The 26,307-nt window shown below is 61.3% G+C and carries 25 protein-coding genes; 17 read left to right on the top strand and 8 right to left on the bottom strand.

Going from position 1 to position 26,307, the window contains the following annotated elements; translation table 11 throughout:
* Positions 1–70: 70 nt before the first annotated feature.
* The 5 genes from ACPWMG_RS06560 (at position 71) to ACPWMG_RS06540 (ending at position 3,958) form a co-directional block, all read left to right on the top strand.
* Positions 71–598: a hypothetical protein gene (locus tag ACPWMG_RS06560; RefSeq protein ID WP_483303850.1), complete on the top strand. Its 528-nt coding sequence runs from the start codon at positions 71–73 to the stop codon at positions 596–598.
* Between the two features lie 104 nt (positions 599–702).
* Complete coding sequence (gene ylqF / locus ACPWMG_RS06555) at positions 703–1,704, top strand: ribosome biogenesis GTPase YlqF (protein WP_483303849.1); 1,002 nt, start codon at positions 703–705, stop codon at positions 1,702–1,704.
* Positions 1,705–1,898: 194 nt separating this feature from the next.
* The gene (locus tag ACPWMG_RS06550) at positions 1,899–2,270 is read left to right on the top strand and encodes an HPF/RaiA family ribosome-associated protein (RefSeq protein WP_483303848.1); all 372 of its coding nucleotides are present in this window, start codon (positions 1,899–1,901) and stop codon (positions 2,268–2,270) included.
* A 166-nt stretch (positions 2,271–2,436) separates the two neighbouring features.
* Complete coding sequence (locus ACPWMG_RS06545; protein ID WP_483303847.1) at positions 2,437–2,664, top strand: hypothetical protein; 228 nt, start codon at positions 2,437–2,439, stop codon at positions 2,662–2,664.
* A 448-nt stretch (positions 2,665–3,112) separates the two neighbouring features.
* A complete protein-coding gene (locus tag ACPWMG_RS06540) occupies positions 3,113–3,958 on the top strand; it encodes a DUF4377 domain-containing protein (protein WP_483303846.1) in 846 nt (281 codons plus the stop codon).
* Between the two features lie 93 nt (positions 3,959–4,051).
* Here ACPWMG_RS06540 and gshA read toward each other — a convergent pair whose 3' ends face one another.
* Positions 4,052–5,650, bottom strand: a complete 1,599-nt coding sequence (gshA, locus tag ACPWMG_RS06535; protein ID WP_483303845.1) for a glutamate--cysteine ligase — start codon at positions 5,648–5,650, stop codon at positions 4,052–4,054.
* Positions 5,651–6,017: 367 nt separating this feature from the next.
* On the opposite strand from gshA, the gene ACPWMG_RS06530 reads away from it, so the two are divergent.
* On the top strand, positions 6,018–6,275 hold the full coding sequence (locus ACPWMG_RS06530; protein ID WP_483303844.1) for a hypothetical protein: 258 nt from the start codon (positions 6,018–6,020) through the stop codon (positions 6,273–6,275).
* 46 nt (positions 6,276–6,321) lie between these two features.
* On the opposite strand, the gene ACPWMG_RS06525 is transcribed toward ACPWMG_RS06530, so the two are convergent.
* On the bottom strand, positions 6,322–7,323 hold the full coding sequence (locus ACPWMG_RS06525) for a DUF6279 family lipoprotein (RefSeq protein WP_483303843.1): 1,002 nt from the start codon (positions 7,321–7,323) through the stop codon (positions 6,322–6,324).
* Between ACPWMG_RS06525 and glmU the strand changes: the two genes are divergently transcribed.
* Complete coding sequence (glmU, locus tag ACPWMG_RS06520; RefSeq protein WP_483303842.1) at positions 7,205–8,608, top strand: bifunctional UDP-N-acetylglucosamine diphosphorylase/glucosamine-1-phosphate N-acetyltransferase GlmU; 1,404 nt, start codon at positions 7,205–7,207, stop codon at positions 8,606–8,608. The genes ACPWMG_RS06525 and glmU overlap by 119 nt on opposite strands.
* A 66-nt stretch (positions 8,609–8,674) precedes the next feature.
* Positions 8,675–9,538: a sensor histidine kinase gene (locus ACPWMG_RS06515; RefSeq protein ID WP_483303841.1), complete on the top strand. Its 864-nt coding sequence runs from the start codon at positions 8,675–8,677 to the stop codon at positions 9,536–9,538.
* A gap of 17 nt (positions 9,539–9,555) precedes the next feature.
* Here the strand turns inward: ACPWMG_RS06515 and ACPWMG_RS06510 are convergent, their stop codons facing one another.
* Positions 9,556–10,473 carry an EamA family transporter gene (locus ACPWMG_RS06510; protein WP_483303840.1) on the bottom strand — a complete coding sequence of 306 codons (918 nt, stop codon included), beginning with the start codon at positions 10,471–10,473 and terminating at the stop codon, positions 9,556–9,558.
* Between the two features lie 257 nt (positions 10,474–10,730).
* Between ACPWMG_RS06510 and ACPWMG_RS06505 the strand changes: the two genes are divergently transcribed.
* A complete protein-coding gene (locus ACPWMG_RS06505; protein WP_483303839.1) occupies positions 10,731–11,339 on the top strand; it encodes a DUF2059 domain-containing protein in 609 nt (202 codons plus the stop codon).
* 66 nt (positions 11,340–11,405) lie between these two features.
* On the opposite strand, the gene ACPWMG_RS06500 is transcribed toward ACPWMG_RS06505, so the two are convergent.
* Positions 11,406–12,707, bottom strand: coding sequence for an Hsp70 family protein (locus ACPWMG_RS06500; RefSeq protein ID WP_483303838.1), 1,302 nt, complete (start codon positions 12,705–12,707; stop codon positions 11,406–11,408).
* Entirely contained in the window at positions 12,707–13,402 is a 696-nt protein-coding gene (locus ACPWMG_RS06495) for an alpha/beta hydrolase (protein WP_483303837.1), read from the bottom strand. Before ACPWMG_RS06495 ends, ACPWMG_RS06500 begins: the two co-directional genes overlap by 1 nt.
* Positions 13,403–13,558: 156 nt before the next feature.
* On the opposite strand from ACPWMG_RS06495, the gene ACPWMG_RS06490 reads away from it, so the two are divergent.
* Complete coding sequence (locus tag ACPWMG_RS06490; RefSeq protein ID WP_483303836.1) at positions 13,559–14,458, top strand: LysR family transcriptional regulator; 900 nt, start codon at positions 13,559–13,561, stop codon at positions 14,456–14,458.
* Positions 14,459–14,464: 6 nt separating this feature from the next.
* Here ACPWMG_RS06490 and ACPWMG_RS06485 read toward each other — a convergent pair whose 3' ends face one another.
* On the bottom strand, positions 14,465–15,676 hold the full coding sequence (locus ACPWMG_RS06485; RefSeq protein ID WP_483303835.1) for a D-amino acid dehydrogenase: 1,212 nt from the start codon (positions 15,674–15,676) through the stop codon (positions 14,465–14,467).
* A 249-nt stretch (positions 15,677–15,925) separates the two neighbouring features.
* Between ACPWMG_RS06485 and ACPWMG_RS06480 the strand changes: the two genes are divergently transcribed.
* The 7 genes from ACPWMG_RS06480 to ACPWMG_RS06450 all read left to right on the top strand — a co-directional run bounded on the left by ACPWMG_RS06480 (position 15,926) and on the right by ACPWMG_RS06450 (position 23,847).
* A complete protein-coding gene (locus ACPWMG_RS06480; protein WP_483303834.1) occupies positions 15,926–16,819 on the top strand; it encodes a transporter substrate-binding domain-containing protein in 894 nt (297 codons plus the stop codon).
* 12 nt (positions 16,820–16,831) lie between these two features.
* Positions 16,832–17,617 carry an aspartate/glutamate racemase family protein gene (locus ACPWMG_RS06475; RefSeq protein ID WP_483303833.1) on the top strand — a complete coding sequence of 262 codons (786 nt, stop codon included), beginning with the start codon at positions 16,832–16,834 and terminating at the stop codon, positions 17,615–17,617.
* Positions 17,618–17,748: 131 nt separating this feature from the next.
* The gene (locus ACPWMG_RS06470) at positions 17,749–18,513 is read left to right on the top strand and encodes a hypothetical protein (protein ID WP_483303832.1); all 765 of its coding nucleotides are present in this window, start codon (positions 17,749–17,751) and stop codon (positions 18,511–18,513) included.
* A gap of 107 nt (positions 18,514–18,620) precedes the next feature.
* Positions 18,621–20,309, top strand: a complete 1,689-nt coding sequence (locus ACPWMG_RS06465) for an AMP-binding protein (RefSeq protein ID WP_483303831.1) — start codon at positions 18,621–18,623, stop codon at positions 20,307–20,309.
* A 26-nt stretch (positions 20,310–20,335) separates the two neighbouring features.
* Positions 20,336–21,241, top strand: a complete 906-nt coding sequence (locus ACPWMG_RS06460; RefSeq protein ID WP_483305192.1) for an MBL fold metallo-hydrolase — start codon at positions 20,336–20,338, stop codon at positions 21,239–21,241.
* Between the two features lie 111 nt (positions 21,242–21,352).
* A complete protein-coding gene (locus tag ACPWMG_RS06455; protein WP_483303830.1) occupies positions 21,353–22,981 on the top strand; it encodes a peptide chain release factor 3 in 1,629 nt (542 codons plus the stop codon).
* Positions 22,982–22,995: 14 nt separating this feature from the next.
* On the top strand, positions 22,996–23,847 hold the full coding sequence (locus ACPWMG_RS06450) for an HAD hydrolase family protein (RefSeq protein WP_483305191.1): 852 nt from the start codon (positions 22,996–22,998) through the stop codon (positions 23,845–23,847).
* Positions 23,848–23,860: 13 nt separating this feature from the next.
* On the opposite strand, the gene ACPWMG_RS06445 is transcribed toward ACPWMG_RS06450, so the two are convergent.
* Positions 23,861–25,030 (bottom strand): GNAT family N-acetyltransferase, encoded by a 1,170-nt coding sequence (locus tag ACPWMG_RS06445; protein WP_483303829.1) that lies wholly within the window; start codon positions 25,028–25,030, stop codon positions 23,861–23,863.
* The gene (locus ACPWMG_RS06440) at positions 25,027–26,292 is read right to left on the bottom strand and encodes a DegT/DnrJ/EryC1/StrS family aminotransferase (RefSeq protein ID WP_483303828.1); all 1,266 of its coding nucleotides are present in this window, start codon (positions 26,290–26,292) and stop codon (positions 25,027–25,029) included. Before ACPWMG_RS06440 ends, ACPWMG_RS06445 begins: the two co-directional genes overlap by 4 nt.
* Positions 26,293–26,307: the final 15 nt, after the last annotated feature.

Below are 26,307 nucleotides of genomic sequence, written 5' to 3'. Positions count from 1 at the left end.
TTGTGGCATGCCCTACGAGACAGACAAGCGCAAAATTGTGGGCTGCAATGCCATATCCGGAGTTTTCGTCATGAGTGCACAACAACTTTCCGACGTCAGCGCGAACCTCATCGCTGCTTACAGCGACACCATGCGCAACATGGTCAACGTCTACCGCGCCAGCGGAGAACGCGTGGCCGAACTGCTGGAACAGCAGTGGTCTGCCGCCATGGGGCAATCGCAAACCGAATTAAGCGCCGAGGCACGACGCAACGCCAAGCGTGCCCATGACGTGGTGGGCAGCCTGTACCACCAGGGTTTGAACTTAAGCGCCAGCGGCGCCACCGCCGTGGTCGAAAAACTCACCGAGCTGGCCAACCAAAGTGTGCAACTGGCTTCGGCCAACGCAGCCGCATTTGACGAACGTTTAGGTGTGCCAGCGCTGGAAAAACTGGCACAGGCTGCCACGCCCGTAGCCGTGCTGGCCGGCCACGTGGCGCAGCACATCCAGGATAAGTCCGTCGCTTTGGCGGAACACATTTCGGGCGACGACAAACCCGCTGCACGCCCAGTCTCTGCATTTGCCAAAGCCAAGGCACGCAAACGCAGCGCTTTCTAAAAGTGAATTGCTACCGGCCCAGCCACAACGGCCGGTTTTAGAACGCATTCACGATCTCGGGGACAATGCAGACCCTCTGCACCGAATAAAAGTCGTCCCCACCCATGGCCATCCAATGGTTCCCGGGTCACATGCATGTGACCAAAAAAGCTGTACTCGAACGCGCCAAAGACACCGATGTGGTGATTGAGCTGCTCGACGCGCGGCTGCCCGGCTCCAGCGCCAACCCGATGCTGGCCGAAATCACCCAGGGCATTCCCACGCTCAAGGTGCTGAACAAACAAGACCTGGCCGACCCCGCACGCACGGCCGACTGGCTGGCTTATTACAACGCCCAGCCCGCCACCCAGGCGATTGGGCTGGATGCCAGCGAGCTTGCCCCCGCGCAACGCCTGGTGGCCGGTTGCCACATCCTGGCGCCCAACCGGGGCGGCATGGCCAAACCGATGCGCGTGCTGGTATGCGGCATTCCCAACGTCGGCAAGTCCACGCTCATCAACACGCTGAAGGGCAAACGCGCGGCCAAAACCGGCGACGAGGCGGGCATCACGCGCATCGAGCAGCGCATCACCATTGCCGACGATTTCTATCTTTACGACACCCCCGGCATGTTGTGGCCGCGCATTGTGGTGCCCGAAAGCGGCTACCTGCTGGCCGCTAGCGGCGCCATCGGTCGCAACGCGTACGACGAAGAAGAAGTGGCGCTGGAACTGCTGGCCAACCTGCGCCGTAACTATTTGCCGCTGCTGCAAGCGCGTTACAGGCTGGGCTCTGCCGAGTCTTTGGCCGATCTGGACGACGCCACGCTGCTGGAAGAAATTGGCCGCAAACGCGGCACACTGCTGGGTGGCGGGCGCGTCAACATCCAGAAGGCGGCCGAGATCGTGATCTACGAATTTCGCGACGGCACGCTCGGGCGCATCACGCTAGAGGCGCCCGAAGAGTTCACCGGCTGGCTGGCTGCGGGTCAGGCTGCCGACGCCAAACGCCAGGCGAAAAAAGACGCGCGCAAGAAGCGCGGCCGTGGCAATGCAGAAAACGCCGGCAATGTCCCTACGGACAATGATGGAGTCGACGCAGACACTGACGACGCCGCTGAGAGCTAAAAGCGACGGTCTGCGCGGCTCTACAGACTGTTACGCGTAACTCCCTACGCTCTCCTACCGGACGGGCCCATTTTTTGGTGCACACTGGCCTCGAGTGCCGTCTGACGGAGCGACTCCAAAGCCCTGTCAAACGGCTGTTCGCCGCGCCCCCTGCGGGCAACTGCAGGATGCGGCCATCACCGTGAGGAGGTCCTATGCAAATTCAAGTCAACAGCCACAACGGCATCGAAAACAAAGAGTCGTTGGAGCGCTGGGCCGATGCGGAACTGCGCGAAGTCTTGAGCCATTTCCAAGTCGACATCACCCGAGTGGAAGTTCACCTCGGCAAAGAAACCTCCGATAAAGGCGCCCCCGACACCCGCTGTGCCATGGAAGCGCGCCTGGCCAACCATCAACCGGTGGCCGTCACCCACCACGGCACCACCCAAGACGAGGCCTTTCGCGGCGCAGCTGGCAAGCTCAAGCGTTCGCTCGAGAGCACCTTGGGCCGGCTGCGCGACCACCGCGACCACAACACCATTCGCAAAGACGCCGGCCTTGCCCCAGAGGCCAACGCCGAAGCGTAATTTGCGTATCAGCCATTTTTGCCCTGCGTAGTTTGCTATTGATTGAGTAGCTGAATACGCTTCCGTGGCCTGCACTGCAGGCCATTTTTTTTGCGTACTACCCACATCTACGCCGCCATGGGTGAAACGTACACTGCCGTTTTCATCGCATAGAAGCCGTACCGCCATGTCCAACCGCCCCACCCGCAAACAAAACACCGACGTGCTGCAGCGCGGCATCATGTGCACGCTGATTGGCTTGGCGGTGCTGCTAGGCCCGTCGTTCATGGCGCCGTCCGCCATGCGCGACATGGTGGCGCAATCGTCTTTGGTAGGCTGGTTTGCCTTGGTGTTGGGTGTGGCGTTCTTGGCGCTGTACTTGCGCCGCCTGGCCATCGCCAAAAAGCAATCGTAGGCAAAGCTTCAGGCTTTTCCACAGCCCCTGAACGTTCCCCAAAGCAGGCGTGACAGTTCTCCCTGGTTTATCTGGACAACTTTGTGGATAAACCCATAGAACATCTGTATGGCGTTTTCAAGCCCTTGTTTTTAAAGGGAAACCCTTAGATTGCCCAAATTTTGGGCAGCGGATAACTTCATTTATCCACCGGGGTGTGAGTTCTCCCATGCTTCGCTGGACAAACCTGTGGACAACTCATGCAGTGCATTGTATGAGCCACTTAAGTCTTTGTTTTATAAAGACTTCCTTTGCATTGCCTGTTAAATAAGCAAATTTCTTGGTGCGAATAGGCTTGGCTTTCAGGTCGCTCTTCGTTCAATAGGCTTGTGTAGTGGTAGGCGAAGAAGCTGCGCGGCAAAATCGCCGCTGTAAAACCCGGTTGATTCCCCAAAAGGAGGCATGCGCCATGAACACCCATCCCCTTCGCTGGTTAACGCGAGCCCTCACCGCTGGTGTTTTGCTCGGCCTCGCCGCCTGCAGCACTACGCCAGCGTCCAACCCCCAGCCCACCTCTGCGCCACCAAAAGGATGGTCGAGTTTTCTGAGCCAGCACCAATGGCAGTTGACCACCGCAACGGATTCAAACGGCCGCGCGCTCGACGCCTTGCAAACCGAGCCGGGGCGCCCGGTGGAAGCCCGCTTCAGCGCAGACCCCGCCGATGCACGGCTGAGCATGACCGGCGGCTGCAACAACATGAGCGGCCGCTACCAAGTGTCTGAGTCAGGTGCGTTGGCGGTATCGCAGATGGTGTCGACCCGGCGCGCGTGCGTGGGGCCGCTGATGCAGGTGGATGCAGCCCTGAGCGGCTTGCTGGCACAGGCCATCCAACTGCGCGCTGACGACGCCACCGGGCCCACCCCGCCTACCTCGCCGCGCCTGACGATGCGCACCGCAGACGGCAGCACCTTGGTGTGGGCCGGCAAGCTCACGCCAGAGGCCCGCTACGGCGCGTCCACCACGGTGTTTTATGAAGTGGGCCCGGAACGCCTGAACTGCCCCCACCCGCTGATGCCCAACGCGCGTTGCCTGCAAGTGCGTGAGATCAAATACGACGCACAGGGTCTGGCCATCGGCACGCCTGGCGAATGGCAAAACCTGTACCAAGAGATTGAGGGCTACACCCACACGGCTGGCCAGCGCCAGGTCTTGCGGATCAAGAAATTCCAACGCCCGCAGCCGCTGCCAGCCGATGCGTCGTCCATCGTGTTGGTGCTGGACATGGTGGTGCGCACCGAGACGGTTTCGAAGTAAGTTTGAGTTAACTCGAAAACAATAGCTGCTCACGCACAACAGGCCCGCATGCGGGCCTGTTTTTGTTTAGAGCTCCGTTGGAAGCCTATGTAGTCAATGCGCAGCCACGTGCCTTTCAGCATCGGTCACCACAGTTGCCGTGCTCAGCCCCAAGTGGCGCGGCGACATGTATTGCGGCAGGTAGGCATCAAACGGCATGGTGTCGGCCAACTCAATGTCTTTTTGCTTTTGCAGCGACTCGGCCGACGCGGCTTCGAAGTAGGCTTGGCGCTCGTCAGAGAACGGTTGCGCCAAGAACCCGGCACGCGTGTGGGCGGAGCGGTCGCGCACAAAGTCGGTGAACGAACCGTTGAAGTTCTTCATCATGGCCTGCAGCACACGCGCCGATGGCAATTGGTCGGGGTTGCGGACCATGCGGCTGGCGTTTTGCACGGCCTGTGAATAAGCCTGCGTACCGTGCGCCGCGTCGAGCGCAGCGGCGATGGGCGCAAAGGCCGACAACAGGCTGGCAGCCCAGTCGGTCAACACCACGTCCTGACCATCACGCTCCAACTGCAAACCGGGCTCGCGGCCACGCGCGGCCACCTTGTGCTGGTTGCGCGCCAGTGCAGCGATTTCGACCGGGGTGTCGGGTGGGCTGTCGGACAGCAAACAATGCATCAAGAACACGTCGATAAAGCGCATGGTGTCGGCCGATACGCCCATTGGCTCGAACGGGTCGAGGTCAAGCAAACGCACTTCCACATACTCAACGCCGCGCTCGCGCAGCGCGTGCAGCGGGCGCTCGCCCGGGAAGATCACGCGCTTGGGGCGGATGGTGCCGTAGAACTCGTTTTCAATTTGCAGCAGCGTGGTGGCCAGTTGGTTGTAGTCGCCACCGGGGTTGCGAATACCCACCTTGGCGTACGCCGGGTACGGCCGTGTCAGAGCGTCTTGCAATGAAGCGCCGTAGCCTTCGAGGCTGTTGTAGCTCACGGCCAGCGTAGATTGCGCCTGGCTTTGGTAGCCCAGGCGGCCCATGCGCAGCGAGGTGCCGTAAGGCATGTACATGGTGCTGCTGTTGAGCGACTGTAGTTCGTGCTGGCGCCCGGCGACAAAGCTGGAACAGACCGCTGGCGACGCACCAAACAGGTACAACAGCAGGAAAGCGTGGCGACGGAAGTTACGGATCAGCGAAAAATATTGCTCACTCGACACACCGGGCAGCGACCAGTTGTAGTGGATGCCCGAGATGGTTTGCATGCGGCGGCCATAACGGTGGCCCAGACCCATGCGGTACACGCTCTTGGCACGGCCCACGTTGGAGCTGCCGTAGCGGCCCAGCGGAATGGTCTCGTCGGTGGGCAGGCGGCACGGCATGCTCGACACCCATAACATCTCGTCGCCCGCAGCGTCCAACGTGCGGTAGGTGAACTGGTGCACTTCATTCAACTCGCTCAGGCAGTCTTCCACGCCGGCATGCACGCTGGTGATCAACTCCACCTGCGACTCGCTGAAGTCAGTGGTGATGTGTGGGTGTGTGAGCGCCGAACCCAGGGCTGCGGGGTGTGGCGTCAACGCCAGGCTGCCATCGGGCGTGGCGCGCAGGCTTTCCTTCTCTAGGCCACGCCGAATGCCCTGCAGGGTTTCCGGCGCCAGCGCGTGCAGGCGCTCCTCTAGCGCTGTGGTGGCTGCGTCGTGCGGTGTGGTCATATTCTTCTTACCTCAAGATTCCTGGGGCTGGCCGCTCATGAAGCGCATAAGCTTATGTGGGGCCGCTATGGGGCGGGAAGGTAACACAGCCGCGCCGCCCGTGCAGTAGTGCTGGTTTCACGCCCGAAACATCATCGGGCTGTCACCCACAAGACCGGCAGAAACCGGCAATTTCGGCTAGTGAAAGCGTAGCCTGCCAGTCCTGACAGGCACTACACAAAGTGAAACCCTTTGGGTAGGAAATAACTGACGCAAAACTGCGCAAATTGACCATACTTGACCTCGACCAATCCGCCTAACCTTTGAATCGTGCGAAGCCTCGTGTTGAGTTCGCACGACCTCAAGCGCTCTTGAAGGAGAAGTTTCCATGTCGCTCCAGTCCCCGTTCAGGCCCATGCATTTGCCGTTGCAGCAATCACCATTGCACCAAGACAACCGGCAACAGCAGCAAAGCGACAGCGGCACGGAATTTCAGCCGCCGCGTAGCCAATGGGATGCCCAGGCCGGGCTGGATCGCGAATACACCTTGAGCGCCTATTTAAAACGTGCCGCCGCAGCGGGCGACATGCCCCACACCACCCATCCGCTGCAACACGGCAACACAGCGCCGAAACAAATGGGCTAAAAAGCTCCAGGGAGCCAGACGAGTCGCTTTACCCCTAGCCCAAACGTCAGTGCGACTGCGCCAGCTTCACAAATTGATCCTCATAACCTCGCAGCCACTCCTGGGCGTGGCGCCTTTGGGCTGGGCTGGTTTGGTTGTGCAGCGCGGCAACATTGCCACACCACTGCGTCACGATAGCAGGCGCATGTCCCGACTCATCCACTCTAAGCCAATTGGCCATCGTGCCCCGCAGGGCCACTGCGGCTTCCGCAGACGAGGGCGAACTTGTTTTCCATTGACGCAAAAGTTGTAGCAGCACCTGCTGACGCCGCAAGCGATCTGCCTCCATTTGCGGCGGATCGATCGCTGACTGCGCAAGCTGCGTTTTGAGCAAGACTTTTTGCGGTGCATCGAGTGAACCGTAGATTTTTTCAGTGCGCTCAAGAGCCTTGTCAAACCGCTTGTCCAGGATCTCGGCAGCGTTCAGCCCCTTCCACTCGGCGCGAAACTCGGTATTGGCCTTGGCGTTGCGCTTCTCCATCGTTTGCAACTGCGCGGGTTGCAGTGTGGTCGCCAGGCGCACCACGTCGGGTGCCGCGGTGACCAGCATGGCGTCCACCCGTTGCACCGTCTGCGACCATACGCCACACACCTGCTGCGCCGTTACATCGCCAGCGGCTGATTCACGCATCTGGCTCAACAATGCCGCGTAACGTGGAAGTTCTTGGCTGCTATGCCATTGGTGCAGCCGAGCCAAGCTTTCGCGCACTTGAGGCGCCTGGGCATCACTCAACGACAGATAGTCGTTGACCCACCAATATGCCAAATGTTGCCCGTTTGTGTAGCCCAATTTGATGGTGCTGCAGCCCTGCAAAACGCCGACCAGCGCCACGCAACTGATAAGCTTCGCGGTCCAGCGCACAACGCGTTTTTGAGGAAGAAAGAACAACATGGCAGCAGTAGATGTCGTCATCATGGCTGCGGGTAAAGGCACCCGCATGAAGAGTAAGTTACCCAAAGTGTTGCACCGCTTGGCGGATCGCGCACTTCTTGCCCATGTTGTCGACACGGCAAGTGCCTTAACGCCGCGTCGTGTTGTAGTCATTACCGGACACGTCGCTACAGAAGTAGAAGCAGCCATCGCAGGCCACACATCTGGAAAAGCACAATTCGATGTCAATTTCGCACGACAGGAGCCGCAACTTGGAACCGGCCACGCGGTGCAACAAGCGCTGCCGCATTTAGGCGACGACGGCGTGGTGGTGGTCTTGTCCGGCGACGTGCCACTGACCCAAGCCGACACGCTGCGTGCCCTGGTCGATGCCTGCGCTGGCGAGAACCTGGCCCTGCTGACACTGGCCCTCGACAATCCCACGGGCTACGGCCGCATCGTGCGTGGAGCGGATGACGCTGTGTTGGCCATCGTCGAGCAGAAAGACGCTTCTGAGGCGCAACGCGCCATCCAGGAAATCTACAGCGGCATCATGGCCGTGCCCGTGGCCAAGCTACGCCCCTGGCTGACCAAGCTCGACAACAAAAATGCCCAGGCCGAGTACTACCTGACCGACATCGTGAAGATGGCCGTGGCCGATGGCGTACGCGTGGTGGGTCACAAAATCAGCGACGAACTCCAGGTCACCGGCGTCAACAGCCCCGTGCAGTTGGCCGAACTGGAGCGCGCCTACCAGCGCCGCCAAGCCATTACGCTGATGGAACAAGGTGTGCGCTTGGCCGACCCGGCGCGCTTTGACGTGCGTGGCAGCCTGCAATGTGCGCAAGACGTGTTCATCGACGTGAACTGCGTGTTTGAAGGCAAAGTGTCTCTGGGCGAAGGCGTGCGCATTGGTGCCAACTGCGTGATCGCTAACGCCAGCATTGCCGCAGGCGCCGTGATCCATCCGTTCACCCACATTGACGGCGAAAAAGCCGGTGTCTCGGTCGGCCAAGGCGCGCTGATTGGCCCGTTTGCCCGCTTGCGCCCTGGGGCACAGTTGGGCGACGAGGTGCATATCGGCAATTTTGTGGAAGTGAAGAACTCCACCCTGGCCAAAGGCGCCAAGGCCAATCATCTGGCCTACCTGGGCGATGCCACGGTGGGCGAACGCGTCAACTACGGCGCGGGCAGCATTACCGCCAATTACGACGGGGCCAACAAGCACCGCACGGTGATTGGCAATGACGTGCATGTGGGCAGCAACTGTGTGCTCATCGCCCCCATCCACATCGGTGCGGGCGGTACGGTGGGTGGTGGCTCAACCCTGACCAAAGACACGCCTGAGGGCGCATTAAGCGTCGCGCGCGGACGACAAGTGAGCATTCCCAATTGGCAACGGCCCGTCAAAGGCGCTAAATAACGGGTTCGTACGCATTTCGTTGCAAAAGAATCCAAAAATTCGCCCCCTAGGCCACACATGAATCCTATGGTTCTACGACATCTGCAAGCCGCCCAAGAAGACGAGGACGAGTTGTCCGCGCTGCGACAGCGTCTGCGTGAGAGTGAGACCGAACGCCATCGTTTGCAAGCGCAATTGGTACAACGCAATGCCGAGCTGAAGACCTTGCACCATCAGCTCGACCACCTGATGCACAAGGTTTCGCACGATCTGCGCGCCCCTGTGCGCCACATCACTTCGTTTACGCCCTTGGTGCGCGAAATGTTGGCCGACGGTGAAGATCCGTCCGACTGCCTGGACACCATGGACAAATCGGCACGACACCTGTCCAGCATGATCGATGCCCTGCTCGCCCTGGCCCGTTTGGCCCGCACAGAAAAGAAACCCTCTGAAGTCTGTTTACGCAGCTTGGTGCATGAGGTGCAGCGCGATGTGCTGAGGCAGGAGCAAACCAGTCGGCAAATCGAATGGCGCATCGCCCCCGATTTGCCGACCGTACAGGGCGATGTGACCTTGCTGCGTGAAATGTGGAGCCATCTGCTGTCCAACGCGCTGAAGTTCAGCCGCAAACGCCCTGTGGCGCAGATTGAAGTGGGCTGGATTCCACCCGCTGCCAATGCCGACACGGCCACAGGTGCCGCCTCAGCTCACTCCAGCCCCAGCGGCCCTACTTTCTACGTCCAAGACAACGGCGCTGGGTTCAACCCCGAATTTTCCGACCAATTGTTTGGCCTTTTTCAGCGCCTGCACCGGGCGTCGGAATATGAAGGCACAGGCCTGGGTTTGGCCCTGACACGGCAGATCGTGATGCTGCACGGTGGCAGCATCAGCGCGCGTGGGGCGCTGAACCAGGGCTGCCGGATTTCGTTCTCGCTGCCGACCCCGCTCTAAGCAGTAGGGCTGACGGCCTAGCCAACCTTGCGCAAGGTCAGCAACACGATGCCGCTGACCACCACCAGCCCGCCGACGATTTGCATCGGGCTCAAAATCTGCCCCAACACCAACCAGCCAAAGAGCAGCGTGGCGATCGGCTCGCTGTTCATGACAGCAGCGTTGCGCGCCATGTCCAGCCTCGGCAAGGTGACGAACATCACGGTAAAAGCCGTGCCATAAAGCACCACCAGCAGCACCAGGCCGGTCCAGCCCAACGTGTCCTTGGGAAAGGCCATGCCACCAGGCACCAGCCCGCTCCAGCCCGCTAACAGCATGGTGCTGAACACAATGCCCAAAGTCATCAGGCTGCGCACGCTGCCGCGCAACGACTTCAGCTTGTGATCGGTGATCCACAGCGCTAGCGCAAACACCACGGAAGCACAGCCCGCAAAAGCGACACCCGCGATCCATTCAGCGCTGATGTTTTCGCTCGACGCCAAGCGCTTGGGCACGTCTAACGCCAACACCAAACCCGCGAGGATCACCACCATCAACACGCACGCACGCTTGGTCGGCCGTGCACCGCCCAGCGCCCAGGTCAACAGGGCCAACAGAATCGGCATGGTATTGCTGACCAACAAGGCCAACGCCACCGGAATGCGCGCCACCGCCGAATACAGGCACAAACTTTGGGTGGCGATGAGCAAGCCCACCGCTAACTGCCAGCGCCACGCACCGGGTGGTAAACGCACAGGTTGGCGCTGCCAGGCCACCAACGCAGCCAGCGCCAGCAAGGTCACGCCGGAACGGCTCACAATCGCCGCCAGCAACCCTGTGCCATGGTCGAAAGCCAGCCGGGCCGAAATGTGGTTGCCAGCAAAGGCACAACCAATCAACACCAGTAACAAAACAGCGATATGGCGCGGGAACAATTTCGGTGCTTCAGATGACATACACAAACGTTCAAAGAAATGCGCGCCTCTGCAAAGCACAAGGCCGCAATCAAAGGGGTCGGAAGAATTCAGAAGTGGCGCTGAAGCACGGCTCATAGAGCCTTTCCACTCGCTGGTGTGCACCAGATAGGAGCGGCCAGATTATGGAGAATTGCCAAAAAGAAAACGCTGACCATTTGAATGCCCCTGTTTTCAAAAAAGCCGGGGTCATAATCAACGGTTGCCTGTATGCAAATGACTCAACCAGAGGAATGACTATGAAGAAGGTATTGTTGGTGGCGCTGATGGCCGTGGCCGGCTTGGCTCACGCTGAACCCACCGCAGCGAAGAAAGAGTTGATCGACAAGGTGTTGAAGCTCAACCAACCCGCACTCAATGTTCTCGTCGTGCAATTGGCGGACCGCCCCATTGCCGCAATGATGCAGCAGGTGAGCCAAACCGTGCAATTCCGCGTACCTTCGGAAAAGCGCGAAGCGCTGTCGAAAGATATTCAGGGTGACATCAAGAAGTACGGAGATGAAACGCTGCCCCTGCTGCGCGAACGGGCCAACAAACTCGCCCCCACCACCGTCGGCGTGTTGCTGGACGAGAAATTTTCAGAAGAAGAACTCAAGCAACTGGTGACGGTGCTTGAATCGCCAGTACTTGCCAAGTTCTCGCAACTCAATGGCGAAATGACCAAGAGTCTGGTCGAGAAACTCGTTGCCGACACCCGTGGCGCGGTGGAGCCCAAAATCAAGGTGCTGCAACAGTCTGTGCAAAACCGCGTGAATGCGGCCATTGAAGCCGGTGCCGCAACCGGCGGAACCAGTGGATCCACGGGCGGAGCCAAAGCAGCCCCAGCCGCCAAGCCAGCCAGTAAATAAGTCAGCAGCGGGACTTCAGCCTTGTTTCAGCGTTAACGCTGGAAAGGCTGAAATACCGAATCCAACTTAAGCCGCTGCGAGCGTTTTGCCGCGCTTGCCCGGCTTCTCAGACTTGCCTCCAGCGCTCGCGGTCAACGCCGAGGCACCGTAGGCCAAACCGGCGGCCACGCTGCCAAACCGGTCACCCACCACCACCTCGGCACCTGTAAAGGCGTCTTGCACAGCGGCCTGCAGGGGCGTCAAAGCCGACGAGCCCCCCGTCAAATACACCACCTGTGGTCGGCCAATACCGGCCTGCCGCACACATTCGTGCGCGCACGCCACCACCTGGTCGAGCGTGGCGCGCAGCACATCGTGCATGCCTTGCGGCGTCATGCCTACAGCCGCGCCGATGCCCATGGTGGAGAGATCCATCTGCACCGATTGCTCGGAAATAGAGCACTCAATTTTGGCGGCTTCGGTTGTGGCCAGAAGCTGATGGCCCAGACGTTCTTCCAGCACCAGCATGAGCCGGTCGTGCAACACGCGGTCTTTGTAATCGCTGCGCATTTCCTGCGCCTGATGGATGCGCGTGCGTCCATAACATTGCTGGATCAGGTGCCAAGTCGACAAGTCAAAAAACATCGACGACGGCATAGCCCGGCCGCTAGGCCCCACATGACCCAGGCCCAGCAAGGGCATGGCGTTCTCGAGGTGCAGCAAGCGGTCGAAGTCGGTACCGCCTAAGTGCACACCGGTGGTGGCCAGCAAGTCTTGCGTGCGATCGCCTGCGCCATAGCGGCCAGGGCCGACTTGAATGACCGTGAAGTCGGAAGTACCGCCGCCAATGTCGACCACCAGCACGGTGGTGTCGGCCTTCACGCGACGCTCGAAGTCGAACGCGGCGGCGATGGGCTCCAACTGAAACTGCACGTGCGTAAAGCCAGCGGCCAGGGCCGCGCGCTCCAGCGTGTCTTGCGCCAACTGGTCACGTGCTGGGTCTTCGTCCACAAAGTGCACGGGCCGTCCCAGCATGGCCGAGGACACGCTGTAGCCCAGATGTTTTTCAGTACGCGCCTTGATCTCTTGCAAGAACATCACCACCACTTCGAACAGGCTGGTGAGCTTGCCGTTGACCAGCGTCTGCTCGTCCATCAAGCTGCTGCCCAGCAAGCTTTTGATGGAGCGCATGAGGCGCCCGTCGGTGCCGCTCAAATACGCTTGCATGGCCGCGCTGCCGTAGGCGACGTGGCCGTCTTCGTTCGAGAAGAACAAGGCCGTCGGCATGGAAGTCTTTCCCGCGTCCAACGGAATCGCAATGAGCTCTCCGTCAGGCGCCACGAGTGCGGCAGCAGAGTTGGAGGTGCCGAAGTCGATACCTAACATCATCAGCGCATCTCGCCTTGAGTGGTAGCCGCAGGCAGCACGGTTTGCAGAAAGCGCCCGATGTCAGCCACCTCTTGCGGGTGCACGCTGTGCGGCATGGGGTAGACGTTCCAGAACACGTGGTAGCCCAAGGCTTGCAAGGTGTCGCGCGAAACTTCAGCACGGGCCAGCACCACCACCGGATCGATCTGGCCGTGGGCCATGTAGATGGGCGTGTCGGCGTTGGCCGCGGAGCGCTCGGCGGCCAGTGTGTCGCTCAAAGGCAAGTAGCCCGAGAGCGCCATGATGCCGGCCAAACGCTGCGAGTGACGCAGTCCGGTGTGCAACACCATCGCACAGCCCTGCGAGAAGCCGGCCAAGACGATCTTGTTCGGCGCAATGCCGCGTGCCACCTGGTCGGCGATCAGCGCTTCAATGGCGCGGGCCGAGGCGTGGATGCCAGCGGCATCTTCGCGGCGCACCAGGTCTTGCGTGAGGATGTCGTACCAGGCTGGCATGACGTAGCCGTTGTTGATTGACACCGGCATTTCGGGCGCATGCGGGAACACAAAGCGGATGGGTGCGCAGCCGCGCAAATCCAGCTCGGGCACGATGGCGGCAAAGTCGTCGCCACTGGCGCCCAGGCCATGCAGCCAGATGACGGCGGCGGTGGGGTTGGGTGCGCTTTCGATTTCGATGGTTTCGAGCAGTTGGGTCATGTCGGGTAGCGGGATAGAAAAGAGGCGTGGCTTAAAGAGTTTCTGAAAGAGAGTTTCTGAAAGCCAAAGGGTCGATTTTAAGGAGTCGCGGCCAAGCCTGTCATCGAACCACGTATATTGCCCGCATCGCGCCCGGGAAGCGGCGCCGGAGTCTCCATGCGTTTGCGACACATCGAAGTTTTTAATGCGGTCATGCTCACCGGCAGCGTGAGCGGTGCCGCGCGGCTGATCAACGTGACCCAGCCCGCCGTCAGCCGCATCCTGCAGCACGCCGAGCTCCAACTGGGCTTTGCCCTCTTCCAACGCGCCAAGGGCCGCCTGGTGCCCACGCCCGAGGCCTTGACGCTGGCACCCCACGTCGAGCGCCTGTTTGCACAGCTGGACGAAGTGCAGCGTTTGGCAGGCAATTTGAAGCTCGGTCAGAGCGAGGCCGAGTTGCGCGTGGTGACGGTGCTGGCGCTGAGCTTCGAGATGCTGCCGCGCGCGATCAAACGCTTTCGCGCCAAACACCCGGACGTGCCCATCAGCATCAAAGCGCTGCATTCACCGCAAATCGTCTCGGCCCTGGTGCTGCAAGAGGCCGACATCGGCTTTTTGTTCAGCTCGGCCGGCCACGCGGCTTTGGCCCAAGAGCCACTGGCCGAGGCGCACATCGTGTGCGTGGCACCTAAAGGCATGCTGCCGGCGCGCGTCGTCAAGCGGGGCAAGGTGGCGTTGAGCGATCTGGACAGCACCCCGGTGGTGGGCCTGGAAGTGCAAGACCCCGTGGGCCGTAGCCTGAACCAAGCCTGCCGCGAGGCCGGCGTGGGGCTGCAGTTGCCGCTAACCGTGCAGACTTACCACGCAGCGCTGGCCTTGGCGCACCATGGGCTGGGCATTGCGCTGGTGGACACCTGCACGGCCGCTTCGGCCGACCTGTCGCGTGTGGACGTGCTGACGCTGGAGCCGCAAATTCCGGTGCCGGTGCATGCGCTACGCCCCGCAGGCAAGCCGGGCTCGGTGGCGGCGCGGGCCTTTGTGCGCTGCGTGCAGCAAACCTTGGCCGAGGTGGTTTAGGTTTTGCTATGTCTTCATGCTTTCGGCAACGGCCTTCGCCGTGCCGAAAGCAAGCGTGAAGCCCAACGCACCATGGCCGGTGTTGAACACCAGGTTTTTGGGTGCGCGTGGCAACCGGCCCACGATGGGCAAGCCGGTGGGCGTGGCCGGCCGCATGCCCGTCCAGGGCTGTAGCTCGACAAAACTGCTGCAATCCGGAAACAAGGCCCGGGTCGATTCCACCAGCGACGCAATGCGTTCATCTGGAATCGTGTCGTCATACCCCACCAACTCGGCCATGCCGGCCACGCGCAAACGCTCGCCAATGCGCGCAAAGACCACCTTGCGCGCGCTGTCGGTCACATTGACGCGCGGCGCATCGGTCGCGGCGCGATCGGTCAGCACGGTGATGCTGTAGCCCTTGAGCGGGTAGATCGGCAAGCTCACACCTACCGAACGCGCCAATTTGGGCGAGAACGCGCCAAGCGCCATCACAAACTGGTCGGCCATCACCTCGCCCTGGGTGGTGTGCAGGGCCACCAATTGCTCGCCACGTTGCACAAAGCCTTCGACCGATGAGCCCAGCAGAAAACGCACACCCCGCGCACGCAGCACCTCGACCAGTCCCCTGCAAGTCTTCAAACAGTCGGCAGCACATTCGCTCGGCGTGTAGATGGCGCCCGCGATGCGCGGTTGGTAATGCCGCAAAGCCGGCTCGATAGCCACGCATTCGGCGGCGTCTACTGCGCGCTGTTGCACGCCCAACGATTGCTGCAAGGCCAGTTGGCGCGTGGCGGCTTGGAACGAAGCCTCAGCGCTGTACAGCACGAGCTTGCCGGTGGCGGAGAAATCGCAATCCAGTGCCTCGCGTCGCATCATCTGGTCGAACGCCAGGCGACTGCGGGCGGCCAGCGCGAGCAAGGCCTCCGTCGTACTGCGCGACGTGTCCGCATTGCAAGCGGCGAGAAACTGCAGCCCCCAGCGCCACTGCTGCGGGTCGAGCTTGGGACTGAGCTTCAACGGCGAAGACTTCGAGAACAGGAGTTTGGGCAGTTGCCCCCAAATCGCCGGGTCAGCCAGCGGCTGCACATACGAATAACTCAGTTGCGCACCATTGCCGCCGCTGGCGCCGGCACCGGGCCCCGCGCGGTCGATCACCGTCACGTCGTGCCCAGCGTCGCTCAGACTATAGGCCGTGGCCAGCCCCACAATTCCAGCCCCCATCACGCAGACCCGCATATCAGTGTTCTCCCTAGGTACCGCGACTGTAAGTGCAGCCATGGGTTTTGAACAATGCAAAAAGCGTCGCTGCCCATGATGGAAGCTTATGGGTTGCGCGGGCACGATCCATGCAAGCAACGCGTCGTGCAGCACCCATAATTTTTAGGCATAGGTTGCCCCCTAAATTGAATTTCCACCGATGGCAACCGCTCCCTACACTGGCCCTGCGTTTTTCGATCCTCCCACCATTCCCCCGAAAGGACTTGCATGAAATTCCGCGTCGCGACTTCCGTCACCACGGCCTCTTTGTTGGCTTGCAGCTTGTTGGCCAGTGCCCACGCCGACACCCTCTCGAAAGTCACCGAGAGCAACAAGATCACCGTGGCCTACCGCGAATCGTCTGTGCCTTTCAGCTACCTCGTCGGGGCTGGTACCGCCGTCGGCTTCTCGGTCGATTTGACCAACGCCATCGTCGACGCGGTGAAGAAGAAAGTGAACAAGCCCAACCTGGAAGTCGCCACGATGGCGGTGACCTCCCAAAACCGCATTCCGCTGCTGACCAACGGCACCATCGACCTGGAGTGCGGCTCCACCACCAACAACACCACCCGCGGCCAGGAAGTGGCTTTCGGCATCAACCACTTCTACACCGGCACACGCTTGCTGGTGAAGAAGACTTCCGGCATCAAAAACTACGCCGACCTGGCCGGCAAATCCGTGGCCAGCACCACCGGCACCACCAACGCCCAGGTGATCCGCAAGTACAGCGCGGCCAACAACCTGGACCTGAACCTCATCCTCGGCAAAGACCACGACGACTCGCTGCTGCAGGTGGAAAACGGCCGCGCCCTGGCTTTTGCCATGGACGACATTTTGTTGTTCGGTCTGAAGGCCAACTCCAAAGACCCCGCCGCACTCGACGTGGTGGGCGACTCGCTGCAAGTCGAGCCCTATGCCTGCATGCTGCGCAAGGACGACCCCGCCTTCAAAGCGCTGGTCGATGGCGCCATCACCGGCCTGATCAAGTCGGGCGACTTCGAGAAGCTCTACACCAAGTGGTTCATGTCGCCGATTCCGCCGAAGAACATCAACCTGAACCTGCCGATGAGCGCGCAACTGCGCGACAACCTGAAGGCGCTGAGCGACAAGCCAGCGATGTAAATGGAAAGCAGGATGGTCGCGATCAAATCCCCCTCTGTTGTCGGCATCCTGGGCGGCATGGGCCCGGCGGCAGGTGCGGATTTCACGCGGCTGTTTGTGCAGGCCTGCGCGGCGCAATTACCCGCGCTGGGCCTGCCGGTCACTGACCAGTCCTTCCCCGAGCACTGGCTGGCGCAGGTGCCGGTGCCCGACCGCACGGCCGCATTGAACACACCTAAAGCTGACATGCCGGGCGCCCACCAGCCGCTGGACCCGATGCTGCAAGCCTTGGGAAAACTGGCGGCGCTGGGTGCCACCACGGTGGCGGTGGCCTGCAACACCGCGCACGCCTGGCATGGCCTGCTGCAGCAGCGCTTTCCGCACATCGAGGTGCTGCATGTGGCCCGTGAAGTGGCCAAGTCACTGCAGGCGCAAGGCGTGCGTGAAGTCGGCTTGCTGGCCACCGCTGGCACCTACCGCGCGGGGCTTTACGACAGCGTGTTGCGTGACGCCGGCGTGCGGTGCCATGTGCCAAACGAGGCCGAGCGTGAAAGCCTGATGCGCGGCATCTACCAAGGCGTCAAGGTCAACAACATCGCGCTGGCACGTGCGTGTTTCGAGCCCGTGGCGCGCAGCTTGGTCGAGCGACATGGTTTGTCGACGTTGATTCTGGGCTGCACTGAAATCCCGCTCGCCCTGCAGGCCGTGGCCGCGCACCCGCACCTGCAACTGATCGACCCCGCATGGGTGTTGGCCCAGGCCCTGGCCCAACGCGCCTATGACGGCATAGTCAAAAGCAGTCAAGCGTCCTTGCACTAGAGCCGCCCGTTTCGTTACGACTTCATAACGTTAAAACGACCGCAGGTGCGCACTATGCCACGCCACTTACGGACTCGAAAGCTAAACTGCCGCTCCTGTTCCCCGTTGTACAAGAGCCCCTCCCTTTGTTTATGCGCGCCCATCACCCTTTGTTTGCCAAGCTGACTGCAGCCTTGCTAGGTTTGGCCTTGGGTTCGGTACATGCGCAAAACTCGGGCTCCGACATTCAAATCGTCCAGCGCATCGACAACATCCTGATTGGGGTGGACACCGTATCGCTCGAAGTTGTAGACGCTAAACACGTCACGGGGAACTACTTTCTCATCAACGTCAAACAGCCGCAGCCCATGGCCGGGCACGCCAACTTTGTGGCGAAGTGCCAAAACCCACCGCAAATCGCCACACTCGCTTCCACGTTGCCTTCGGCATCGCTCGACAAAGAAGACAAGCCGGTCGTGCCACCGCAACGCCGCGCCGCGAGCATTGACGTTCAAAAGCTCACATTCAATCCGGTGCACATGCTCGATGGCACATGGATGGCCGCCGAATTCGCCTGCACCAGCAGCAGTTCGCCCGGCAACGCCGCCAACACCGCTCGCCAGTTGCTGGCCAAGGGTGGACCACCCGATACGCGCACCTTGTATTGCGACCTCAAATCGCAAAGCACGAACGAAGTACGCAAAGGGGTTGAGGTGCGCTACAGCGAGTCGGACGACGCCGTCGCGGTCAACCAGCAATGGTTGAGCTCAGGCTATGTGACGGCCACCGGACTTGTCTTTGGCAACGGCGCGCAATGGGTGATTGACCGCAGCGGCCGCGAAGCGCGCCTCGTCGCGCCTGATGGCCAGATCTTGGCCAGAGGCCCTTGCGACGCGCGCAAAAGCGCCCCCAACTAAGCCAGACGCGCCCCCGGAGCGCGCTGCCACACAAGCGACAGGCCTAGGACAAGCCCGCTATCGCGGCACTGCATAGACTTACACAATCACTCGCAAAGGAGTGATGCATGGAAAAGTTTTGGCTGAAGAGTTACCCCGCCCAAGTCCCGCATGAAATTGATGTTGAGCCCTTCAGCTCACTCACCCAGCTCTTAGAAGACTCGCTTCAAAAGCATGCAGCGCAACCGTTCTCGGTGTGTATGGACCGCTGGATGTCCTACGGCGAACTCGACACCCTCTCCCAAGCTTTAGCCAACTGGCTGCAATCCTGCGGCCTCGCCCCCGGTGCCAAGGTGGCGATCATGCTGCCCAACATTCCGCAGTTCGCCACCACCATGCTGGCCGTTCTGCGCGCTGGCTACACCTGCGTCAACGTCAACCCGCTCTACACCCCACGCGAGCTGGAGCACCAGCTCAAAGACTCCGGCGCGACCGCAATTGTGATTCTGGAAAACTTCTGCAAAACCCTGGCCGAAGTGGTGGAACACACACCCGTGCAGCACGTGGTCGTCACCGCCATGGGCGACTTGCTGGGCGCCGCTTACGGCCGCTGGATCACCTTCGCTGTGCGCCACCTGGCGAAGATGGTGCCGCCCTACACCCTGCCGCAGCGCCCTGGCCTGCAGATCACGCCCTTCAACGAGGCCCTGGCCAAGGGCAAAACACTGCAGCGCAAACCGGTGGCCGCCACACTCGACTCCATCGCCTTTCTGCAATACACCGGCGGCACCACAGGCTTGTCGAAAGGCGCCGTGCTCACGCACCGCAACATCGTCGCGGCCGTGCTGCAATCCGAGGCCTGGTTTGCGCCCGCGTTGGCCAAGGTGGGCGATGCCCACAAGATCAACGCCATTGCCGCGCTGCCGCTGTACCACATCTTCGCGCTGACGCTGTGCCTGATGGGCATACGCCTGGGCGCACACCTCACGCTGGTGCCGAATCCGCGCGACATTGGCAAGTTCATTCAAGTGCTGAAGAAGCGGCCGTTCCACATCCTGCCCGCCGTCAACACGCTGTTCAACGCACTGCTGCAACACCCTGAGTTGAAGTCGGTGGATTTCAGCCAGCTCTGCATCTCGCAAGCGGGTGGCATGGCGGCATCAGAAGGCACGGCCAAGCGCTGGAAAGATGCCACCGGCTGCGTGATGATCGAAGGTTGGGGCATGAGCGAGACCTGCGCCATCGGCACCAATACGCCCGTCAACGCCACTGAATTCACCGGCACCATCGGCCTGCCGCTGCCCAGCATAGCCATCGCCATCAAGGACGACGACGGCACCTCACTGCCCGCCAACGCGGTCGGCGAAATCTGCATCCGCGGCCCCAACGTCACGCCCGGCTACTACCAGCAACCCGCCGAAAACGCCAAGGCCTTCACGGCCGATGGCTTCATGCGCACCGGCGACATTGGACTGATGGAAGACAGCGGCTACGTGCGCATCGTCGACCGCAAGAAGGACATGATTCTGGTCAGCGGCTTCAACGTGTTCCCCAATGAACTGGAGAACGTGATTTCGCTCTGCCCCGGCGTGGTGGAATGCGCAGCGATTGGTGTGCCGGACGAGATGCAGGGCGAAGCCATCAAGGTGTTTGTGGTGACCAACGACCCCAATCTGACCGAGGCCGACGTGGCCGCCTATTGCCAAAAGCAGCTCACCGGCTACAAGCGGCCCAAGTACATCGAGTTCCGCAAAGATCTGCCCAAGACCAACGTTGGCAAAATCCTGCGCCGGGCCTTGCGCAGCGACGTCAAGTGAACCCCACTGAAAGCCTGCCGCCCGGCATGACGGTGCTGGAGCGCGGCTGGCTTTCGGCCAACAACATCGTGCTGCAGGGGCGGCATGGCACGGCCCTGGTCGACAGCGGCTACTGCACCCACGCCGCGCAAACCCTGCAGTTGGTGGCGCACACGCTGCAGGGCCGCTCGCTCGATCGGCTGCTCAACACCCATTTGCACAGCGACCACTGCGGGGGCAACGCGGCGCTGCAAGCGGCCTACCCCAACGTGGTGACGCATATTCCCCCGGGCCAGGCCACACACGTCTCCACATGGGACGCCAACGCCTTGAGCTACACCCCCACCGGCCAAACCTGCCCACCCTTCAAGTTCGATGTGTTGCTGCAGCCCGGCACTGAAGTCGCACTGGGCGAACGCCACTGGCAAGTGCACGCCGCCCCGGGCCACGACCCACACTCGGTTGTTTTCTTCGAGCCGATCTCCCGCGTGCTGCTGTCGGCCGATGCGCTGTGGGAACATGGCTTCGGCGTGATCTTTCCTGAGCTGGAAGGCATTCAAGCCATGGACGAAGTGGCCGCCACACTCGACCTGATCGAACGTTTGGCACCGCAGACCGTTGTGCCCGGCCACGGCCGCGTGTTCCACGACGCGCCCACCACCTTGGCCACCGCGCGTAAGCGGCTCGACGGCTTTGTGCAAAACCCGCTGAAACATGCGCACCACGCGGCCAAGGTACTCTTGAAGTTCAAACTGCTGGAATTGCACCGCGTACAGCGTAGCGCGCTTGCCCGTTGGACGACTGAAACACCGTACTTTCACCTGCTGCACCAGCGTTTTTTTGCCGATGTGCCTGTTGATGCTTGGTTTGACCAATTGCTGCAAGACCTAGTGCGCGCCAAAGCGGCCGAAATTGAACAACAGGGCGAAGACGACTGGATTCTGGACGTCTGAGCCGCTTGGTAAAATGCCCGGCTTGCGCCGCCAGCCCGTGGATCGTGAATCCCAGGCTAGAGCCGCCCCCGCGCTGCCCCCTACGCGCCCCGACACCTCCTGGAATCCATCTTGTCTTTCCTTGCCGAAACCCGCCGCCGCCGCACGTTTGCCATCATTTCCCACCCGGACGCGGGTAAAACCACGCTGACCGAAAAGCTGTTGCTGTTCTCGGGCGCGATCCAGATCGCCGGCTCGGTCAAGGCGCGCAAGGCCTCGCGCCACGCCACGTCCGACTGGATGGAAATCGAAAAGCAGCGTGGCATCTCGGTGGCCTCGTCGGTCATGCAGATGCTCTACCGCGAGCACGTCATCAACCTGCTCGACACCCCCGGCCACAAGGACTTCTCGGAAGACACCTACCGCGTGCTGACCGCCGTGGACTCGGCGCTCATGGTGATTGACGCGGCCAACGGCGTGGAAGCACAAACCCGCCGCCTGATCGAAGTTTGCCGCCAGCGCGACACGCCCATCATCACCTTCGTCAACAAGATGGACCGCGAAGTGCGCGAGCCACTGGACATCATGGACGAGATCGAACGCGAACTCGGCATGCCCTGCGTGCCCATGACCTGGCCCGTGGGCCAAGGCAAGAGTTTCGGCGGCATCATGAACCTGCGCACGCAGACCATGACGGTGTTCGACTCCGGCAAGGAACGCCTGCCACAAGAGTTTGAAACCATCGCTTTGAGCGACCGCGAAACCCTGCTCAAACGCTTTGGCCACGAGTTCGAAATGGCCGAGCAGAGCATGGAACTCGCCGTGGGCGCCTCGCCTGCCTGGGACCACGAAGCCTTCCTGGCCGGCAAACAAACGCCGGTGTTCTTCGGCTCCGGTGTGAACAACTTCGGGGTGATGGAAGTGCTGGACGCGCTGGTCGACCTGGCGCCGTCACCACAGCCGCGCGTGAGCACCACGCTGGTCAACCGCCAACCCGTGGTCAAGGAAATCAAGCCCGAAGACACCGCCTTTGCCGGCGTGGTGTTCAAGGTGCAAGCCAACATGGACGCCAACCACCGCGACCGCATCGCCTTTGTGCGCATGGCCTCGGGCAAATACACGCCGGGCATGAAACTCAAGGTGCAGCGCACCGCCAAAGAGCTGCGCCCTACCTCGGTGGTCACCTTCCTGTCGCAACGCCGCGAGGCGGTGGACGAGGCTTACGCGGGTGACATCATCGGCTTTACCACGCACGGCGGCGTGCAGTTGGGCGACACCATCACCGATGGCGCGTCGCTGCAATTCACCGGCCTGCCATTCTTCGCGCCCGAGTTGTTCACCACCGTCATCTTGAAGAACCCGCTGCGCACGAAGCAACTGCAACAGGGCTTGGCGCAGTTGGGTGAAGAAGGCGCGATCCAAGTGTTCAGGCCCGACGTGGGCGGCCCCATGCTGCTGGGCGCCGTGGGTCAACTGCAGTTTGAAGTGGTGCAACACCGCCTGAAGACCGAGTACGACGCCGACGTGAAACTCGAATCCTGCCAGTACACCGGCGCACGCTGGATCACCGCCGACACCCCGGCCGAGCTACGCGCCTTCACCGACGCCTACCCCATGCGCATGGCCCACGACGCGGCCGAGACCCTGGCTTATCTCTGCACCTCACCGTACGACGTGCGACTGGCGCAAGAACGCTTCCCGAAGATCCACTTCCACCCGCTGCGCGAACACGCTGGGTTGGCCTTGCAAAGCGCTGGCTGACCTAGCCGATGACGATGCAGCCCTTGGCCAACTGGCCTGCCCCCACCGGCCCGGCGCTGGTGGGTGTGTTCACCGACATTGACGACACCCTGACCGCCGACGGCGCCATCACCCCCGATGCGCTGCAGGCGCTGGCCGACTTGAAGGCGGCGGGTTTGCACGTCATCCCCATCACGGGCCGCCCCGTGGGCTGGAGCGAACCGATGGCGGCAAGCTGGCCCGTGGATGCCATCGTGGCCGAAAACGGTGCTGTGGGGCTGTTGCCGCCCAACTCACCTGCCCTGGCCGGTTTAAGCGAAAAAGACCTTCTGCGCCCACCAGAACTGCGTGAGCAGCTACAAAAAATATACCAGCAAGACGCTGCCACACGCAGCGCCAACTTCGCGCGCATGCAAGCGGTTTTGCAGCAGATTGAGCAAACCGTGCCGGGCGCGCGCCGTGCCGAAGACTCCCCCGGGCGCGAGACCGACATCGCCATCGACCACAGCGAATTCACGCACCTGCCGCAAGCGGCCATCAACCAAGCCGTGGCCGCCATGCGTGCTGCCGGCATGAACGCCACCGTCAGCAGCATCCACATCAACGCCTGGTTTGGCGCACACAACAAGCTCGAAGGGGCACGCTGGATCACCCGCGCCTTGTTCGACCGCGACCTGGATGCGGAGATCGATCGCTGGGTCTACGTGGGCGACTCGACCAACGACCAGTTGATGTTCCAGGCTTTTGTGCATTCGTTTGGCGTGGCCAACATCCGCCGCTTCGAAGCGCAGTTGAGCCACCTGCCGCGCTACATCACGCCAAGTGAACGTGGTAGCGGCTTTGCCGAAGTGGCGCGCGCTATTCTTGTGGCGCGCGCACGTTCTTAAGCCCCCCCGCCGCTCAGGCAGAAGGCTTTTCCTTGTCCTTCTCTTTGCCAGCTTTGGCGACCTTGCCGGACTTGGCTTTGGCCAGCATGGCTTTGCCACGCGCCACCAGGGGCTTGAGCTTGCGCCACCACACTTCGCGTTGCCAGCCCAGCAGACCCGCCAGCGCTGCGGTGTTGTAGCCCACCAAACCCCAGCGCTCGCGGCGTGCGGTCATCCAGACTTTTTTGTAGGCATCGTCACCCACCAGAAAGTCGACTTCGCGCACACCGTCGACCATCATCACGTGCTCCATCACCAGAGCCGACACCAAGGTGCCGGGTGAGTAGGCCTTGAACTTCTCGTCGTAGGCCACCTTGTAGATGTCGGCCTTGCCGTAGGCCACGATCCAGATCTGGGCGGCGATGGGCTGGTCACCCATCCACCCCAAACCCATGCGCAGCCAGCCCTGCTGCGCGCAAGTGCGGATCAGGCCGGGCACAAAATCGGCAAACGGTTCGTCCTGCTTCCAACTGGCGCTGTACACCTTTTGGTAAGCCTCGATCGCAGCCTCTACCGCCTGCGTTGAAGATGCGTCCACCAACTCGATGCGCCCGCCTTCCTCTACCAGCTTGGCGCCATGGCGCTTGATGGTGCTGCGGAAGTTGGCCTTGCGCTGCATCAAGTAGCCCTTCCAATCGGTTTGCACCGGCTCGTACCAGTTGCCAAAACAGTAGAAGTCGAAGTTGCGCAAACCCGCCAGCGTCATGGCTTGTTGCAAGAGCTGAAATTGCGGCGCGTCGTGGTCCATAGGTGACAGGTTGACCGCGGCCAGGCGCGACCAGCTTTTCTTCAGCGCGCGGAACAACACCGCCATGTGCTGCGGCGTGACAGACGGGGCCAAACAAGGCGCATACACACAGGTGTAGTAGTTGGCCAGGGCGCACAGCGTGACCGCGCCCTTCGCCCGCTCCGCGCGCAACGGCAGCACCGCCAACACTTCAGTAGGGCTGCGCAAAACGTAAAACCAAAGGTCGTCTGCCTGGTCGGCAAACACCTGTTCAATCAGGTTGGCGTACCAGCTCGTACCAAACTGCATGCTGGTGTGCTCGGCCAACGCCATCAAGGCGTGGGCATCGGCTGGCAGGTCGCTCAGGGATTGGCAGCTCTCAACCGTCAGGTCAGCCTCGGTGTAGATCCGCTTCATGCAACTCCCTGTGGTTTGTTTTGCGTTGGTGATTTGGGGCTGATCTTCAGCGCTTGCTGCAAGGTCTTCAGCATCCAGTCCATCTCGTGGTCTCGAAGTTCCTGATGGCACGGCAGGTGCAGCAATTCCAGGCGATAGCGCGTGGAGACGCTGCACTGCGACACCGCCAAATCATCCCAGCGCCACACCGGCAAGCCCTGGCGTTTCAGGGGGAAGAATACCGTCTCGGGGGAGAGCAGGCGCAGCGGGAACATGTACGGCACCGTCTCTGGCGCCAGTTCGGGCAGCAGTGGAACACAACCCTCCAACGATTGGGTCGCTTCTACCCAACGTGTGTAATTGCGTCTTCTGGCTTCGATCAATTGCGGCACATCGGTCAGGCCCATCACCGCACGTGACCACGCCAGTCCCGCTTGTCCTTGCAGCGCGGGATTGTAGTCATGCGACAGGCCGCGCGGCAGCAGCCGATCGGCCGACGCCGTGGATGCCTCTACGGGCTCTGCCGAGACCGATGTCGACAACTGTGGTGCAGGCTGGCGCTGGTGCTGCAAAAACTGCCACACGCCGCGCAACTCGGCCTTCAACCCTGGGGGGGCGGGCTGCAACGCACGCACATCTTCCGGGCGGCTAGCCCATAACAGCCCGCCATCTGCGCAGGGAAAAAACTTGGGTGGGCTGGCGATGGCAAAACGCCCCCAACGGCCGAACTGCGTTTGCGACTCGCCGCCAAACAAGGCATGCGAGCAATCTTCGATCAGGTCTACGCCGTACTGGTTGCACAGGCTTTTGACCGCAGACAAGTCACGCACAAAGCCAAAATAATGCGGCACCAAAACGCAACGGATATGCGGTTGTGTTTGCAGCATTTGCTCAACCGAGGCCAAGTCAGGCGTGAGGTCTGGCAACAGGTCGTAAAGGTAAACCGGCGCACCCAAGGCAATGGCCGGGTCGAGCATCGTGCGGCAGTGGTAGGACGGCGCCAGAAACCCGTTACCCGGGCTAACGCCAACACAACGCAGCGCCTCGAACAGGGCGTAGCGTGCACGCGTGAAAAAACGTACGGCCTCTGCGCCTGTGCTGGCATGCGCCATGCGAAAACCGGGGGAAATGCGGCGAGGCGACAAGCTCCAGGCGCGGCGCGGCGTGACCGCCACCTTGGGCAAGGGGAAATCAAACGCGCCCGGCTCGAAACGCAGAAACTGCTGGTCGAAGCCGCTGTGAGCCGCACCCTGAACTTCAGACTTCTGCATGTTTTCCAGCATCTTTTTTTACCTTGT

This window comes from Hydrophilobacter chitinilyticus (assembly GCF_049860745.1).
In the GTDB taxonomy this organism is placed as follows: domain Bacteria; phylum Pseudomonadota; class Gammaproteobacteria; order Burkholderiales; family Burkholderiaceae_C; genus Rhodoferax_B.
This window is presented reverse-complemented; position numbering and strand designations above follow the sequence as displayed.